This is a genomic window from Siphonobacter sp. SORGH_AS_0500 (assembly GCF_002838835.1).
Taxonomy (GTDB): Bacteria; Bacteroidota; Bacteroidia; order Cytophagales; family Spirosomataceae; genus Siphonobacter.
On sequence record NZ_NHPP01000011.1, the window covers coordinates 68,250 to 83,747 of the forward strand.

Genomic DNA, 15,498 nt, shown 5'->3' on the forward strand with positions numbered 1-15,498 from the left:
TTGCCTGTCAAATATTTACAAAAGACCTCTTTTGGCAAAGAGGTCTTTTTTTAGGTATATGTAAAAGGTTAAAAGTCCGAAGAGCAGTTTCTGTGAACAATGTAGAGACGCGATGAAGTCGCGTCTAGGTAAGAGGTGATTTTTAGTAGTAGCTAACTCCACCACCCAAATGTTGATCCGCGACGCAATTGTGGATGCTGGAAAAAGTGTTTTTAACGCTTTAGCGTCGCAGACGCTATTTCCAAAATCCGCGTTGAAAACGCGGGCTAACACTAACTATTTCTAAAACTCACAAACCCCAGCAGGGTTGAACTCATGTATTAGCCCCGGGTGACAACCCGGGGATGGCTATGTATTAACTCCGGTCTGGATGGACCCGGTCTGGATGGACCCGTCTGGATGATAACCCAGAGCAGAGCATTTTGATGATAATAATCTGCGAAATTCTCAGAAGTAAGTCTTACAAAGAAAATAGGAAACATTAAATCTTATTATTTGCAACCATGTTGCAAATAATGAATATATTTGTCTTCAGAATTGAGAAGCAACTCCAGAAGGCTGGAGCATCTGTAAAAATGACAAAGGCATGAAACGTACGTATTGGCTTTATCTTCCTTTAGTGGCACTGGTCACTTTATCTTCCTGTAAAAAAGATAACAAAGATCCAGAACCCGATGAAAATGAGTTGATTACTACTGTAGAATTAACGCTAAAGGCAGGTAATGAAACAGCAAAGGTATTTACCTGGAATGATCCCGATGGTGATGGTGGTAATGCTCCGGTTATTACTCCCATCAGTTTAGATAAGGGCAAAACCTATACCTATTCGCTGCGATTCCTGGATGAATCAAAATCACCGATAGAAGATATTACTGAAGAAATTCAGGAGAAAAAAGATGAACACCTGGTGATTTTTACACCTACACCCTCCAGCTTATTAACGGTTACGATTACCGATAAAGACAGCAAAAACCTGAATGTCGGTTTAGCCGGAACGATTCAGACGCAGTCTTCTGCTGGTACTGGAAAACTAAAGATACAATTGCGTCACCAACCCGGAACTAAAGACGGCACTGCTACGCCAGGTTCGGATGATGCAAATATTGATTTTGATGTGGAAATCAAATAATCAGAATGATTGGCACGAACCCTGAAGGTTCTGATTAAAAACGCTAGAAACAGTGGCTTCTCTGGGGCCGCTGTTTTTTTGTTTCGAAGCGTATTCATTAACCGTCAAAACGTACCTTTGTCGAACTTTCTTGTTGAATAGATCGTATACTTTTAGTACCGAAGCCTGTGATTTTCAGGCTCTATAAAATTTTGACTGACGTGGTCTTACCGTATAAAGAAGAACAGAATAGCAGTAAAAAGGAACAGGTTGCCAAAATGTTCGATAACATTTCGCACCGCTATGATTTCCTGAATCACTTTCTGAGCATGGGTATTGATATTCTCTGGCGGAAAAAAGCAATTCGCTTATTGAAAGCCGAGAAACCTCAAACCATTCTTGATATTGCGACCGGAACGGGTGATTTTGCTCTGGAGGCTCTGGCTCTGAAGCCTAAAAAAATTATCGGTGTTGATATTTCGGAAGGAATGTTGGCTCATGGCCGTGAGAAGATCAAGAAGATGGGGCTTGAAGGAATCATTGAGTTGCAGAAGGGCGATTCAGAAAAGCTTCCCTTCTCGGACAATTCCTTTGATGCGGTGATCGTTTCATTCGGAGTACGGAATTTCGAGAATCTTGAAAAAGGCCTGACGGACATGAACCGCGTGTTAAAACCGGGCGGAACCTGCGTGGTTCTGGAGTTTTCTAAACCCCGTGGTTTTTTCTTTAAGCATTTGTATAGTTTTTATTCCAACCGTATTCTGCCGGTAATTGGCTCCTGGTTTTCCAAAGACAATTCAGCGTATACGTATTTACCCGAGTCTGTTCAGGCTTTTCCCGATGGCGATGATTTCCTGGCCGTTTACAAAAAGGCAGGGTTTAGTCAGACCCGGGCGATTCCATTAACCTTCGGCATCAGTTCCATTTATATCGGTAAGAAATAGTAACGTATGAAGCGTAAGCTACAAGCGAATAACTTTTTGAAGTCAACAGATGTCCAATCTGTGGTTTTATACATCAGTAAAGCCGTACCCAATCCTCAGAAGCTTCCGCTCTGGATTGCTCTGCTGGGGTGTACGCTAATGGTTCAGAAAACCTTCGCTCAGAATACGCTTTACAAGCGGAAGCACCTGGAGTTTTATGACGACAAAATGGTGCATTACGGTTTCTTTTTTGGCGTACCGAATACACGTTTTCAAATTAAACATAACGAGGCCTATAATAGCCCTCCTCAGGATTCAATCCGTTCGATGAATACACCCAACTCGATTGGCTTTCGAATGGGTTTCCTGATGAACGTTTACATGAGCCCCCGGCTGGATTTTCGTTTTTCACCCTTAACGATTTCCATTTACAGCCGTCCGGTTGACTATACGTTTGTTAGTGGGAAGGAACAGGAACTCATTCGGGAATCGACTTGGGTTGAGTTTCCGTTTATGTTAAAGTATAAATCCATTCGTCGGGGGAATACACGAATGTATGCGGTAGCCGGGTTTCGGGCGGGGCTGGAAGCCAACGTGCGGAGAAGACAGAATATAAATCGGGGTAATGGACAAATGTCAACGAAGTCGGCTGATTTTGCTGTGGAATATGGAGTAGGGTTGGAACGCTTTTTCGAATACTTCAAATTTACGCCGGAGTTACATTTCTCGCATGGCATTGCCAATATGATTCAGCCCAGTAATTCCATTTATAACGCCGGAATCCGCCGCATGACTACGCATACCGTAACACTTTACCTGATGTTCGAATAAGAGCTGTTAGAAAAAAGCCATATAAAAAAGACCCCTCAGAAAGCTTTCTGAGGGGTCTTTTTTATATGGCTTTTTTCTAACAGCTCTTATTCGAACATCAGGTAAAGTGTTACGGTATGCGTAGTCATGCGGCGGATTCCGGCGTTATAAATGGAATTACTGGGCTGAATCATATTGGCAATGCCATGCGAGAAATGTAACTCCGGCGTAAATTTGAAGTATTCGAAAAAGCGTTCCAACCCTACTCCATATTCCACAGCAAAATCAGCCGACTTCGTTGACATTTGTCCATTACCCCGATTTATATTCTGTCTTCTCCGCACGTTGGCTTCCAGCCCCGCCCGAAACCCGGCTACCGCATACATTCGTGTATTCCCCCGACGAATGGATTTATACTTTAACATAAACGGAAACTCAACCCAAGTCGATTCCCGAATGAGTTCCTGTTCCTTCCCACTAACAAACGTATAGTCAACCGGACGGCTGTAAATGGAAATCGTTAAGGGTGAAAAACGAAAATCCAGCCGGGGGCTCATGTAAACGTTCATCAGGAAACCCATTCGAAAGCCAATCGAGTTGGGTGTATTCATCGAACGGATTGAATCCTGAGGAGGGCTATTATAGGCCTCGTTATGTTTAATTTGAAAACGTGTATTCGGTACGCCAAAAAAGAAACCGTAATGCACCATTTTGTCGTCATAAAACTCCAGGTGCTTCCGCTTGTAAAGCGTATTCTGAGCGAAGGTTTTCTGAACCATTAGCGTACACCCCAGCAGAGCAATCCAGAGCGGAAGCTTCTGAGGATTGGGTACGGCTTTACTGATGTATAAAACCACAGATTGGACATCTGTTGACTTCAAAAAGTTATTCGCTTGTAGCTTACGCTTCATACGTTACTATTTCTTACCGATATAAATGGAACTGATGCCGAAGGTTAATGGAATCGCCCGGGTCTGACTAAACCCTGCCTTTTTGTAAACGGCCAGGAAATCATCGCCATCGGGAAAAGCCTGAACAGACTCGGGTAAATACGTATACGCTGAATTGTCTTTGGAAAACCAGGAGCCAATTACCGGCAGAATACGGTTGGAATAAAAACTATACAAATGCTTAAAGAAAAAACCACGGGGTTTAGAAAACTCCAGAACCACGCAGGTTCCGCCCGGTTTTAACACGCGGTTCATGTCCGTCAGGCCTTTTTCAAGATTCTCGAAATTCCGTACTCCGAATGAAACGATCACCGCATCAAAGGAATTGTCCGAGAAGGGAAGCTTTTCTGAATCGCCCTTCTGCAACTCAATGATTCCTTCAAGCCCCATCTTCTTGATCTTCTCACGGCCATGAGCCAACATTCCTTCCGAAATATCAACACCGATAATTTTTTTAGGCTTCAGAGCCAGAGCCTCCAGAGCAAAATCACCCGTTCCGGTCGCAATATCAAGAATGGTTTGAGGTTTCTCGGCTTTCAATAAGCGAATTGCTTTTTTCCGCCAGAGAATATCAATACCCATGCTCAGAAAGTGATTCAGGAAATCATAGCGGTGCGAAATGTTATCGAACATTTTGGCAACCTGTTCCTTTTTACTGCTATTCTGTTCTTCTTTATACGGTAAGACCACGTCAGTCAAAATTTTATAGAGCCTGAAAATCACAGGCTTCGGTACTAAAAGTATACGATCTATTCAACAAGAAAGTTCGACAAAGGTACGTTTTGACGGTTAATGAATACGCTTCGAAACAAAAAAACAGCGGCCCCAGAGAAGCCACTGTTTCTAGCGTTTTTAATCAGAACCTTCAGGGTTCGTGCCAATCATTCTGATTATTTGATTTCCACATCAAAATCAATATTTGCATCATCCGAACCTGGCGTAGCAGTGCCGTCTTTAGTTCCGGGTTGGTGACGCAATTGTATCTTTAGTTTTCCAGTACCAGCAGAAGACTGCGTCTGAATCGTTCCGGCTAAACCGACATTCAGGTTTTTGCTGTCTTTATCGGTAATCGTAACCGTTAATAAGCTGGAGGGTGTAGGTGTAAAAATCACCAGGTGTTCATCTTTTTTCTCCTGAATTTCTTCAGTAATATCTTCTATCGGTGATTTTGATTCATCCAGGAATCGCAGCGAATAGGTATAGGTTTTGCCCTTATCTAAACTGATGGGAGTAATAACCGGAGCATTACCACCATCACCATCGGGATCATTCCAGGTAAATACCTTTGCTGTTTCATTACCTGCCTTTAGCGTTAATTCTACAGTAGTAATCAACTCATTTTCATCGGGTTCTGGATCTTTGTTATCTTTTTTACAGGAAGATAAAGTGACCAGTGCCACTAAAGGAAGATAAAGCCAATACGTACGTTTCATGCCTTTGTCATTTTTACAGATGCTCCAGCCTTCTGGAGTTGCTTCTCAATTCTGAAGACAAATATATTCATTATTTGCAACATGGTTGCAAATAATAAGATTTAATGTTTCCTATTTTCTTTGTAAGACTTACTTCTGAGAATTTCGCAGATTATTATCATCAAAATGCTCTGCTCTGGGTTATCATCCAGACGGGTCCATCCAGACCGGGTCCATCCAGACCGGAGTTAATACATAGCCATCCCCGGGTTGTCACCCGGGGCTAATACATGAGTTCAACCCTGCTGGGGTTTGTGAGTTTTAGAAATAGTTAGTGTTAGCCCGCGTTTTCAACGCGGATTTTGGAAATAGCGTCTGCGACGCTAAAGCGTTAAAAACACTTTTTCCAGCATCCACAATTGCGTCGCGGATCAACATTTGGGTGGTGGAGTTAGCTACTACTAAAAATCACCTCTTACCTAGACGCGACTTCATCGCGTCTCTACATTGTTCACAGAAACTGCTCTTCGGACTTTTAACCTTTTACATATACCTAAAAAAAGACCTCTTTGCCAAAAGAGGTCTTTTGTAAATATTTGACAGGCAATGTATTACCGTAATAATCCCGCGATTTTATCCAAGCCTAAAATCGTAAAAGTAGGGTCGCCGCTGGGTGTGTAAGACGGATTACTAGATGCAAATAACTGATCAACCAGAGCACTCATTTCTTCCGCTGATAGTCGGGTTAAGTAACGAGCCGCCGAACGTTTGGCAAACGAACGAGCCAATGCTTCGGGGCGATCCAATTTCAATTCTGAGTAATGCTGACGAAACTGAGACAACAGTCCTTCGAATAAGTCCTCTTCGTTTTCATCCGTGACATCCGCCGGAATGCCATAAAGAATAAAAGCATCTTTACCAATCTCCGCAAAGTCAAAACCCAATGCTTTAATCTCGTGCTCAATTTCAAGCACCAACTGAAAATCAACGGGATTTAGACTAACCGTTTTCGGGAACAATAGCTGCTGGGAGGCCGCATTACGTTTATCCAGCGAAACCCGGTATTTATCGTACAGAATGCGTTCATAAGCCGCTTTCTGATCAATGACCATTAATCCTGACTTTACCTGCGAGAGTACGTAACGGTTATGTACCTGAAACAGCATTCGTTCGTAATCCAGCAAAGAAGGTTTCGCTGATGCTTTGGATGGAATGGCTTTCGAACTAAACGTCTGTCCTAAGCTAACCGTTTCCTGCGGTTCAGATTCTGGCGTAGGCGATTCTTCCGGAAAAGTTTCCTCCGTCTGGATGCGATTAGCTTTACTCTGAAAGGTAATGCTCGACGTCGCTGGCAATGTTTCTGCTTCTTCGGAAACGGGCGGCGTGAAAGGTTTCACCGTAGGTAATACCTCTTCGGGAAGGTCAAAAATACTGTGACGTTCATTTTTGACCGGGCCTTCCAGTCCTTCAAATAGCTTTTCCCAACTGTTAATATTCCGCTTCGGAGCCGCCGATCGAGCGTGGTAGGTATCACGGGGAGAATGCTCATTTTCCTCGTCAGTTACCTTCCGATTTTCATTAGCAGAGGCTTCGAAATGAACGGCGTAATCTTTTTTCTCAAACGAAAGTGACTTTGCCGGGCTCAGCAAATTTACGTCCATCTCGAAATCAATTGCTGGAGCAAGTCCGTACACTCCCGTCGCCCGTTTGACCGCCGCCCGAACGATGGCATAGACCGAACGTTCATCATCAAACTTAATTTCTGTTTTTGTGGGGTGAACGTTAATATCAATATGGGCCGGATCGATTTCAATATTTAAAACATAAAACGGATGGCTTCCATCGGGAATCAGTCCTTCAAAACCACTCAGAACGGCGTGGTGTAAATAAGCATGACGGATGAACCGCTGGTTCACGAAGAAAAACTGCTCTCCCCTCACCTTTTTGGCAAACTCAGGCTTACCAATAAATCCGCTCACCTTCACAAAGGGTGTTTCTTCGCGGGTATCGGCCAGTTGCTCACGGTAATTCTTTCCGAATAAATCAACAATCCGTCGGGACATTTTCCCGGCAGGTAAGTTATACACTTCCGTTTCGCCGTGATGCAGCGTAAATGTTACATCAGGGTACGAAAGAGCTACGCGTTGAAATTCGTCGAGAATATGACGCATTTCAACAGGATTGGATTTCAGAAAGTTACGTCGAGCTGGAACGTTAAAAAATAAATTCTTTACGCAAATATTCGTCCCCGTCAGCGTTTGGCAGTTCATGAAGTTTGAGTTCAGAAGCTTCAATTTTCAGGTGTGTTCCCAATTCGTCGGCTTCCCGACGCGTCCGTAACTCTACCTGAGCCACGGCAGCGATGGAAGCCATAGCTTCACCGCGAAAACCCATGGTACGAATTTTGAAAAGGTCTTCAGCCGTGCGAATTTTAGAAGTCGCATGTCGCTCAAAACACATACGGGCATCGGTTTCTGACATGCCAAGCCCGTTATCAATGACCTGAATCAGCGTTCGCCCTGCGTCTTTTACCAGCAGTTGAATCTGCGTACCCTGGGCATCAATGGAATTTTCAAGCAACTCCTTCACCACCGAAGCCGGTCGCTGAACGACCTCGCCAGCCGCAATCTGATTCGCAATGGAGTCGGGTAGGAGTTGAATAATATCTTGCATGAAAGTGTGTTCGGAGTCTATAAAAACGAATTCCGATTTAAACTTATTTCTTCGGTAAGAATCTGAATAAATTCTAAACCGGGCGTGTTGGATAATGTAGGAACGCGAATTTCGCCCAAATCCCCCGGAAAAGCGAGCCTATTTTTTTAAATATATATGTTTTGATGCAATTGTTTAGAGATAATTTCGCGTTCTCGTAGTACGTATTGATGATCAGGATGTTGAAGAATAAGTTAGTTTTTCTGGGAATGTGTGGCCTGCTGGCTCTGACAGCCTGGAAATCTCCGATAGATACCTCTAGTTTTAGTGAAGTAATGCTTGCCGACTCTACCCATGAAGTTCGCTCAAACGCGGATGTCACCAAAGTTTCTGCGGCACAGTTGTGGGTAGACAGTACGCTTGCCGGCATGAACCTGGACGAAAAAATCGGCCAGTTTTTTGTGATTGGGACTTACTCCAATCGTTATGAATCGTATTATGCCAGCATCGATCGATTGATTAAGGCTTATCATATCGGTGGCGTCATTTTCTTTCAGGGCGATCCTTACTCGCAGGCGGAGCTGAGCAATCGTTACCAAAACCTTTCTAAAGTACCCCTACTGGTCTCTCTGGATGCTGAGAATGGGCTGGGCATGCGATTAGCTCTGGGCACCTCTTTTCCGCACCAGATGACGCTCGGAGCAATTCAGGATAATAACCTGATCTATGACATGGGCATGGAAATTGGGCGTCAGTGCAAACGCATTGGCGTTCAGATGAATTTTGCTCCGGTGGTAGATGTAAATTCTAACCCCCTTAATCCGATTATCGGGTATCGTTCCTTCGGAGAAGATCCGAATAACGTTGCCGAAAAAGGGAAAGCGTATGCCCGGGGATTGCAAGCGGCAGGTGTACTGGCCTGTGCCAAACACTTTCCTGGTCACGGCGATACGCAGACCGATTCGCACCGCACCTTACCCAAGGTTGGGCACGATCAGACTCGTCTGAATCAGTTTGAATTACCGCCTTTTAAAGCTTTGATTGACGATGGGGTTGCCAGCATTCTGGTAGCTCACCTGGAAGTTCCAGCGTATGAATCCCGGCCTATTGCTTCTACGCTCTCTGCTCCTATTGTAACTGATTTACTGAAAAATCAGCTCAAATTCAATGGCTTAGTCGTTACCGATGCCATGAACATGCGGGGTGTTACGAAAGGGAAACCAGCTCCCGATGCCAATTTACAGGCCCTACTGGCGGGTAATGATCTTTTGTTACAACCAGAAAGTGTGGGTGCTTCCATTGTGAAAATCAAGCAGGCTATTACCAGCGGACAGATTACGGAAGACGAGATTAATCGCCGCGTTCAGAAAATTCTTTACGCCAAATACAATGCCGGACTCGTTCCTTTCCAGACCATTCCTGTGGACAAAAACCTGGTGAAGGAATTGAAAACGCCGCAGTCGGAAGCCCTACGGGAACGCTTGTACGAAAATGCCATCACGCTGGTTAAAAATGACCGAAAGCTGGTACCGCTGGTTCAGTTAGATACTTTAAAAATTAGTGCGGTTGCGGTGGGTGAAAGCGAAAACAACGTTTTTCAGAATACCTTACGTAAATACGCCAACGTGAAGTGTTATACCAATGGCACCAAAACCGACGAACGTTTTTACGCCGAAATGCTTAGCAAGCTTGATTCCAGTGAGGTTGTGATTGTGAGTTTGCACGAAATGCGGCAGAAAGTAGCTCAGAATTACGGCGTATCCTGGGCTTCTGTTGACTTTGTGAAGAAACTAGTCAAGCGAGGTAATCAGGTTATAGTTTGTGCGTTTGGTAACCCTTACAGCCTGAAAAATTTCCCGGAAGTGCCTACCTTACTCTGCGGTTATGAAGGCGATCCCTTCGCTCAGAAAGCCACCGCAGAAGTAGTGTTCGGAGCTTTACCCGCCCTGGGTAAGTTACCCGTTTCGGTGGAAGGACTTTTCCCGGTTGGGCATGGATTAACGACGCAGGCTATCGGTCGACTTACCTATGGCCTACCGGAGGAGGTAGGCATGAATAGTGGCAAGCTTCAGACGATAGATAACATTATGAACGAGTCCATCCGAAAGGGGGCTTTTCCCGGCGGGCAGGTGGTGATCGCTCGAAAAGGCCGGGTCGTTTGGGAAAAAAATTACGGAAAACTCACCTACGCTCTCACGCCGTTCGAACCCGTGCGAGACACCACGCTATACGATCTCGCGTCCGTCACTAAAGTGGCGGCAACCCTGCAAGCCCTTATGCTGCTGAACGAAAACGGGGATCTGGACTTAAATCAAAAACTTTCGTATTACCTGCCTGATTTGAAAGGGACGACAAAAGAAAACCTCATCGTTCGCGACGTATTAATGCACCAGTCAGGCTTGCTGGCGTATTTACCTTTCTGGGAAAAAACGAAACCCGAAGGCATTTTTAGTCCTGATTTTGATTTACGGGTTGATACGCTGAACTATACCTTAATGGTTGCCCGCGACTTGTGGACCAAACCCGCCACCATTGATTCCGTCTGGAAATGGGTTGTACAAAGCCCCATGACTACCCAGCGGGATCGCAGTGGTCGATACAAATACATTTACTCGGATTTGGGCCTGATTATGCTGCGTCGTCTGGTTGAAAAAATTTCTAATCAGCCCCTTGATGCATTTGTACAGCAGAATTTTTACGAGCCGCTGGGCATGTATAATACCCTCTTCAGTCCGTTGATGCACGGAGTCATTGACTGGAAAATTGCTCCAACCGAAGATGATCGGGTTTTTCGAGAGACGCTTCTTCGCGGCACCGTTCACGATCAGAATGCCGCCATTCAGGGCGGTGTTTCCGGTCACGCGGGTTTGTTCAGTACCGCCAATGATCTCGCCATTTTGATGCAGATGAACCTGCAAAATGGGTATTACGGAGGTCGCCGCTATTTCCTGCCCAACACGGTTCCAATGTTTTCCTACAACTATACCCTACGCAGTTACCGTGGCCTAGGCTGGGATCGAAACCCCGATGGGAATGGGAATGCCTATATTTCTTCGTACGCATCCAATCGCAGTTTCGGACACTCCGGTTTTACGGGTACACTCGTTTGGGCTGATCCGGCTCAGGAACTAGTCGTTATATTTCTCTCCAATCGGGTGCATCCTAATGCGAACAATAACCTCATTACCAGCCTTCGCATCCGTCGGCGGATTATGGATGCGGCTTACGAAGCCATCGAAAAAACGACGCTTTCGCAGAAATAATAAAACGTATGAATGCCTTACAGAAACAGATTGCCCATAAGGGCTTTGCCGTTACTGAACCGATTTTTGAACCCTCGGAAATTCATACGCTTTTAGAACAAATTGCGGAGTTAGACACCGATAAATCGACATTTCGTAAGACGAATGATTTATTTGCGATTCGTCAGTTTTTTAAAGAGGCTCCCGAAACCCTGGCAACCGTTTTCAATGAAAAATTAAAGACGTTAGTAACACAAACTTTCGGTAAGGATTTTTTCATCGTTAAATCCATTTACTTTGATAAGCCCGAGCAATCCAACTGGTTTGTTGCCTATCATCAGGATTTAACGATTTCAGTAGATCGGAAAGTAGAGGAAAAAGGGTTTGGCCCCTGGACGGTGAAACAGAACCAGTTTGCGGTACAACCGCCCCTGACTATTCTGGAAAACAACTTCACCATCCGCATTCATCTGGACGATACTCACGAGCAAAACGGAGCCTTGAAAGTAATTCCGGGTTCGCATTTGAAAGGAATTTATCGGCCAGATACCATTGACTGGACTCAGGAAACCGAAGCAGTTTGTTCGGTTTCCGCAGGAGCCGTTATGTTCATGAAACCCCTGTTACTACACGCCTCCAGCCGAACAACGAATCAGCAACGACGTCGGGTCATTCACATTGAATGTAGTAACAGCCCCTTACCGGAATCCATGCAGTGGTCCGAGTACCTGAACCCGTTTTGAATGGTTACTCAGCCCTAATCAAATGTTATGCTCATTAACCCAATCACTACGTCATTCGCAGAGCGGTTAATCTCAGTTCCTTCAAAGTTTTCGCAGGGTTTAGCGGTAGATCCAGAATCGTCGCGGCTCCGCTTTCCATTGAATTCCCCTGCTTTTGCACCATCCATTACTCCAACCGTTTTTAGATGCAATCGAGGTAAATGGACGGCTCCGGTAGAAAAAAGAGGAGGCCACATGTACCTTGGCGGGTGCCGTTTATGATGACAAATTCTTCGCCGTCGGGTCGGTAATTCTTTATGACAGTTCTCTTTGGCTAATTGAATGGGGTACCATTTCTAAGCAGCTAGCGGAAATACAATTCTTGCATAGATGAACAAACTGAACCGAAGAAATTGCTGATGTATTTTGGTCATTACTTATCGACTAATCGTTTTCAGGAATGAGGTTTTTTCTGCGAAAAGGAGAAAGAATGAATTTGTGCTTACGGTCTTGAAAACATAAATTCCCGCTTTTAGCGTTACATTACTTCAACCGACCTTCTATGCGTTTTCCATATTTTGCCCTGTATTTGAGCTTCTTTCTGGGGATAGGACTGCTTTTCCAGTCCTGCGTCCCTGACTTTCTATTGTCTAATCCAGACTGGGTAGTGATTGAAGCCTTTAATCATGAACCTACTTTCAAGCGAAAAACGGGGGTTTTGATCAGCCCGCGGGAGGTTTCTGCTACGGTTACGTTTGATAGTTCCTGCATTTATGATTTGCAAAGCGTAGATCAAAACGACTGGAATAAGGTCATTGGGTTGGGCTTTGTAGGTTCTAAAAATCAGAGTTTAGGTTCAGCCCCCCATCAAGTGGATGGAGCTCGCGTAGGCTGGCGGTGGAATCCGGAAACGCAGAAAATTGATCTGCCTGCTATGCCTATGTAGACGGCCAACGGACGGCTTTCAAAGTAGGTGAAACTGCGATTAACCAGCCCGTTCATTTGAGTATCAAGATTGATTATCACAAGAAAGAATACCGCGTCATGGAAGGCGAACCTGTACGCTTTACGCATAACAAGAAGTTTGCGTATAAGACGGGTTTATACTTTGGCGGCAATCGCCCCGCTCCGCATAGCATTCGGGTGAAGATCGTGGATTGAGTTTGGTCTGGAATTGATGATTAGCTGTGTAGTCTTTTTTGGTTGAAACATGCTAATTCCAGCGGGGTGAATTTGGGTAGCCCCGGATGATAATTTGGGGACTCCTATTTCCCCGGCTTAACACCCGGGGCTATTTATATTTGACCCCGCTGGGGTCTTGTTGCATAAATAAGTTTAAATGGGTTTATCCTGAATATCGTGGCTGTTTTCCCTTGGTATCATCCAAATCCATCCATACCGGGGATATTCATATTCCACCCATCTGGGCTTTATAGCAGGTATTTTTCGTCAAAGTCAATTCCGTGGATTTTTAGTAACTCCTTATATTCATCTGTGAAAGTTTTTCCCTGATGGTGTTCTTCCTGATTTTTAATGTATTCGATTAAAATCCATTTCTCTGTTTGAGAATAGGTAAAAGCTCCGTAACCCACCTGCCAGCCCCGAAAATCTTTGAATAGATTTTGTTCTTTAATATAGCTTGAACTGGAGAGTTTTAAGTTCTTGACCAATGCTGCTAATGCAACGGAGGGGTGAAGATTAATAGCTAAGTGTAAATGATCTTCAACACCATTGATTCGGTACACATGGCAGTTATACTTTTTCAGCACTCCCCACATATAAGAAAATAGACTACGCCGATTTTCTTTAAGAAGTGTAGGTTCTCTATGCTTAGTACAAAATACAATCTGATATAAGGTCTGCGTATAAGTATGCATTATTTTTTGATTGAAGGTTAACGCAAGATATTAAAATCAATCAAAAAAAATAAGCAATTATACTCAATTTTTATATCTTCATATTTGGAAAAAGACCCCAGCGGGGTCAAATACGAATAGCCCCGGGTGCTAACCCGGGGAAATAGGAGTCCCCAAATTATCATCCGAGGCTACCCAAATTACCCCCTCCAGGGTTAGTAGTTAGTATGCCCAAATCAAAAACCCTCCCAAAATCAGACCTATGCCTAATTCCGGAAGGGTTTAATGATTACACCATTACCCACTATAACTTCCCTTTCAAAATCGCAGGGCGTTCGTTGGCTACTTTCAATACCATCTCACCGAACAGCGTGTTTGACCAGGCAAACCACTTCCGGGTGAACTTAGCCGCATCATCTTTATTGAATGATTCGTGCATAAAGCCCGTTCCGGCATGCGTCGCTTTTTGTTGGCGTAACTGATCGCGAATCTCCGTATCACTTGTTGAAGTTAACGCACGCATCGTTACCGCAATCGGCCAGATGCTGTCTACTAGCGTGTGAGGGCTACCAATTCCTTCACCTGCTTTCCCTTTCGCGAAGTAAGGATTTGAATCGCTTAAAATCAGTTTACGCGTATTCTGATAAATCGGATCTTTGACTGAAACTGAATCCAGGTAAGGTAAGGCCAGTAAACTAGGCACATTTGCGTCGTCCATGAACAGGGCGTTACCAAAACCATCTACTTCGAAAGGATACACCTTACCGAATTTCGGGTGCTCCACAATAGCATATTTCTTCAGAGCCTGATCCACTTCATCCGCCAGCGTCTTACATTCTTTTGCCAAGGCCGCGTCACCAATTTTCTGGCTAATTTCGGCTGCCTGACGTAAGGATGCTACCGCGAAAAAGTTAGAAGGCACCAGGAAAGGAAACGTCGTAGCGTCATCCGAAGGACGGAAAATACTGGTAATCAATCCTACAGGCTTCGTTGGGTTACCCCATCCATCTCCAGGAACAGTATCCGTAGCCCAGGCCGTTTTACGGGTAAAACTGTAAGGTCCGCGATTTTCTTTGCGTTGCTGTTCTTTGAACGTCTGAACGATCAGTCGAATCGCCTGTTTCCACTCATTATCAAACGGACTGGTATCGCCCGTCGTTTTCCAATACCCGTACGCCAGCCGAATGGGGTAACACAGCGAATCAATTTCCCATTTCCGCTCGTGCAGTTCGGGCTTCATTTTGGTGTTATCCGAATACCACTCACTATGCCCAGGACCGTTGTAAAAGGCGTTCGCGTAAGGATCAATCAGGATACACTTCGTTTGCCGACGAACTACCCCTTCAATCAGTTTTTTCAGAGGCTCATCGTCTTTCACCAGTGAAAGGTAAGGCCACACCTGAGCCGTACTATCCCGCAGCCACATGGCATCGATGTCACCCGTGATGACGAACGTATCGGGCTTGCCGTTTTTCTCGCTGTAATGAACCGTAGTGTCCAGCGTATTAGGGAAGCAGTTGCCGAACAACCAGGCCAGTTCTTCATCGGCAATCATTTTTTGTACCCGTTGAATAGTGGCTTCTACTGCTTTACTCGTGAAATTCCGCTTGGAAGCCGGAACCCGCACTTCGGGGAAACTGGCGGCCATACCCGACAGGGGAAGCATCAGACCCGCTCCGGCCAGAGCCGTGTTTTGTATAAAATCTCTACGATTCATGATTAATTTGACTGTTTTCCGTTTAGAGTTTCAGGAAATATAGTTCGGAAACCCCTTTTCAAACTCAGATCGTTAAGGATCATTTCCCGGCGATCCTTAACGATCC

At 44.8% G+C, this 15,498-nt stretch carries 13 protein-coding genes and 1 pseudogene; 7 read left to right on the forward strand and 7 right to left on the reverse strand.

Going from position 1 to position 15,498, the window contains the following annotated elements; all coding sequences use genetic code 11:
• The first annotated feature begins 586 nt into the window (after nt 1-586).
• From BWI96_RS14390 to BWI96_RS14380, 3 genes are all read left to right on the forward strand, one after another.
• Nucleotides 587-1,129, forward strand: a complete 543-nt coding sequence (locus BWI96_RS14390; RefSeq protein ID WP_106637307.1) for a hypothetical protein — start codon at nt 587-589, stop codon at nt 1,127-1,129.
• A gap of 191 nt (nt 1,130-1,320) precedes the next feature.
• The gene (gene ubiE / locus BWI96_RS14385) at nt 1,321-2,052 is read left to right on the forward strand and encodes a bifunctional demethylmenaquinone methyltransferase/2-methoxy-6-polyprenyl-1,4-benzoquinol methylase UbiE (RefSeq protein WP_255400697.1); all 732 of its coding nucleotides are present in this window, start codon (nt 1,321-1,323) and stop codon (nt 2,050-2,052) included.
• Nucleotides 2,053-2,058: 6 nt separating this feature from the next.
• On the forward strand, nt 2,059-2,862 hold the full coding sequence (locus BWI96_RS14380) for a porin family protein (RefSeq protein ID WP_232793739.1): 804 nt from the start codon (nt 2,059-2,061) through the stop codon (nt 2,860-2,862).
• Nucleotides 2,863-2,948: 86 nt separating this feature from the next.
• On the opposite strand, the gene BWI96_RS14375 is transcribed toward BWI96_RS14380, so the two are convergent.
• The 4 genes and pseudogenes from BWI96_RS14375 to mutL form a co-directional block, all read right to left on the reverse strand.
• On the reverse strand, nt 2,949-3,752 hold the full coding sequence (locus tag BWI96_RS14375) for a porin family protein (RefSeq protein WP_232793739.1): 804 nt from the start codon (nt 3,750-3,752) through the stop codon (nt 2,949-2,951).
• A gap of 6 nt (nt 3,753-3,758) precedes the next feature.
• Nucleotides 3,759-4,490, reverse strand: coding sequence for a bifunctional demethylmenaquinone methyltransferase/2-methoxy-6-polyprenyl-1,4-benzoquinol methylase UbiE (gene ubiE / locus BWI96_RS14370; RefSeq protein ID WP_255400697.1), 732 nt, complete (start codon nt 4,488-4,490; stop codon nt 3,759-3,761).
• A gap of 191 nt (nt 4,491-4,681) precedes the next feature.
• Nucleotides 4,682-5,224 carry a hypothetical protein gene (locus tag BWI96_RS14365; protein ID WP_106637307.1) on the reverse strand — a complete coding sequence of 181 codons (543 nt, stop codon included), beginning with the start codon at nt 5,222-5,224 and terminating at the stop codon, nt 4,682-4,684.
• A gap of 590 nt (nt 5,225-5,814) precedes the next feature.
• Nucleotides 5,815-7,876, reverse strand: a pseudogene (mutL, locus tag BWI96_RS14355) (DNA mismatch repair endonuclease MutL).
• Between the two features lie 218 nt (nt 7,877-8,094).
• On the opposite strand from mutL, the gene BWI96_RS14350 reads away from it, so the two are divergent.
• Nucleotides 8,095-11,118 carry a glycoside hydrolase family 3 N-terminal domain-containing protein gene (locus BWI96_RS14350; protein ID WP_232793738.1) on the forward strand — a complete coding sequence of 1,008 codons (3,024 nt, stop codon included), beginning with the start codon at nt 8,095-8,097 and terminating at the stop codon, nt 11,116-11,118.
• 8 nt (nt 11,119-11,126) lie between these two features.
• A complete protein-coding gene (locus BWI96_RS14345) occupies nt 11,127-11,840 on the forward strand; it encodes a phytanoyl-CoA dioxygenase family protein (protein WP_106637305.1) in 714 nt (237 codons plus the stop codon).
• A 14-nt stretch (nt 11,841-11,854) separates the two neighbouring features.
• Here BWI96_RS14345 and BWI96_RS14340 read toward each other — a convergent pair whose 3' ends face one another.
• Nucleotides 11,855-12,076 (reverse strand): hypothetical protein, encoded by a 222-nt coding sequence (locus tag BWI96_RS14340; RefSeq protein WP_106637304.1) that lies wholly within the window; start codon nt 12,074-12,076, stop codon nt 11,855-11,857.
• 305 nt (nt 12,077-12,381) lie between these two features.
• Here BWI96_RS14340 and BWI96_RS22465 point away from each other — a divergent pair, with 305 nt between their 5' ends.
• Complete coding sequence (locus BWI96_RS22465; RefSeq protein ID WP_232793737.1) at nt 12,382-12,765, forward strand: hypothetical protein; 384 nt, start codon at nt 12,382-12,384, stop codon at nt 12,763-12,765.
• A gap of 56 nt (nt 12,766-12,821) precedes the next feature.
• On the forward strand, nt 12,822-12,980 hold the full coding sequence (locus BWI96_RS22460; RefSeq protein WP_232793736.1) for a hypothetical protein: 159 nt from the start codon (nt 12,822-12,824) through the stop codon (nt 12,978-12,980).
• 269 nt (nt 12,981-13,249) lie between these two features.
• Here BWI96_RS22460 and tnpA read toward each other — a convergent pair whose 3' ends face one another.
• A complete protein-coding gene (gene tnpA, locus BWI96_RS14330) occupies nt 13,250-13,696 on the reverse strand; it encodes an IS200/IS605 family transposase (RefSeq protein WP_106637303.1) in 447 nt (148 codons plus the stop codon).
• A 283-nt stretch (nt 13,697-13,979) separates the two neighbouring features.
• Nucleotides 13,980-15,392 (reverse strand): glycoside hydrolase family 125 protein, encoded by a 1,413-nt coding sequence (locus tag BWI96_RS14325; protein WP_106637302.1) that lies wholly within the window; start codon nt 15,390-15,392, stop codon nt 13,980-13,982.
• Nucleotides 15,393-15,498 lie beyond the last annotated feature (106 nt).

Excerpts from the sequence above, each read along its gene's own strand:
- BWI96_RS14390 (WP_106637307.1), top strand. The coding sequence starts at position 587 with ATGAAACGTACGTATTGGCTTTATCTTCCTTTAGTGGCACTGGTCACT.
- BWI96_RS14380 (WP_232793739.1), top strand. The coding sequence starts at position 2,059 with ATGAAGCGTAAGCTACAAGCGAATAACTTTTTGAAGTCAACAGATGTC.
- BWI96_RS14375 (WP_232793739.1), bottom strand. The coding sequence starts at position 3,752 with ATGAAGCGTAAGCTACAAGCGAATAACTTTTTGAAGTCAACAGATGTC.
- BWI96_RS14365 (WP_106637307.1), bottom strand. The coding sequence starts at position 5,224 with ATGAAACGTACGTATTGGCTTTATCTTCCTTTAGTGGCACTGGTCACT.
- BWI96_RS14350 (WP_232793738.1), top strand. The coding sequence starts at position 8,095 with ATGTTGAAGAATAAGTTAGTTTTTCTGGGAATGTGTGGCCTGCTGGCT.
- BWI96_RS14345 (WP_106637305.1), top strand. The coding sequence starts at position 11,127 with ATGAATGCCTTACAGAAACAGATTGCCCATAAGGGCTTTGCCGTTACT.
- BWI96_RS14340 (WP_106637304.1), bottom strand. The coding sequence starts at position 12,076 with ATGTGGCCTCCTCTTTTTTCTACCGGAGCCGTCCATTTACCTCGATTG.
- BWI96_RS22465 (WP_232793737.1), top strand. The coding sequence starts at position 12,382 with ATGCGTTTTCCATATTTTGCCCTGTATTTGAGCTTCTTTCTGGGGATA.
- tnpA (WP_106637303.1), bottom strand. The coding sequence starts at position 13,696 with ATGCATACTTATACGCAGACCTTATATCAGATTGTATTTTGTACTAAG.
- BWI96_RS14325 (WP_106637302.1), bottom strand. The coding sequence starts at position 15,392 with ATGAATCGTAGAGATTTTATACAAAACACGGCTCTGGCCGGAGCGGGT.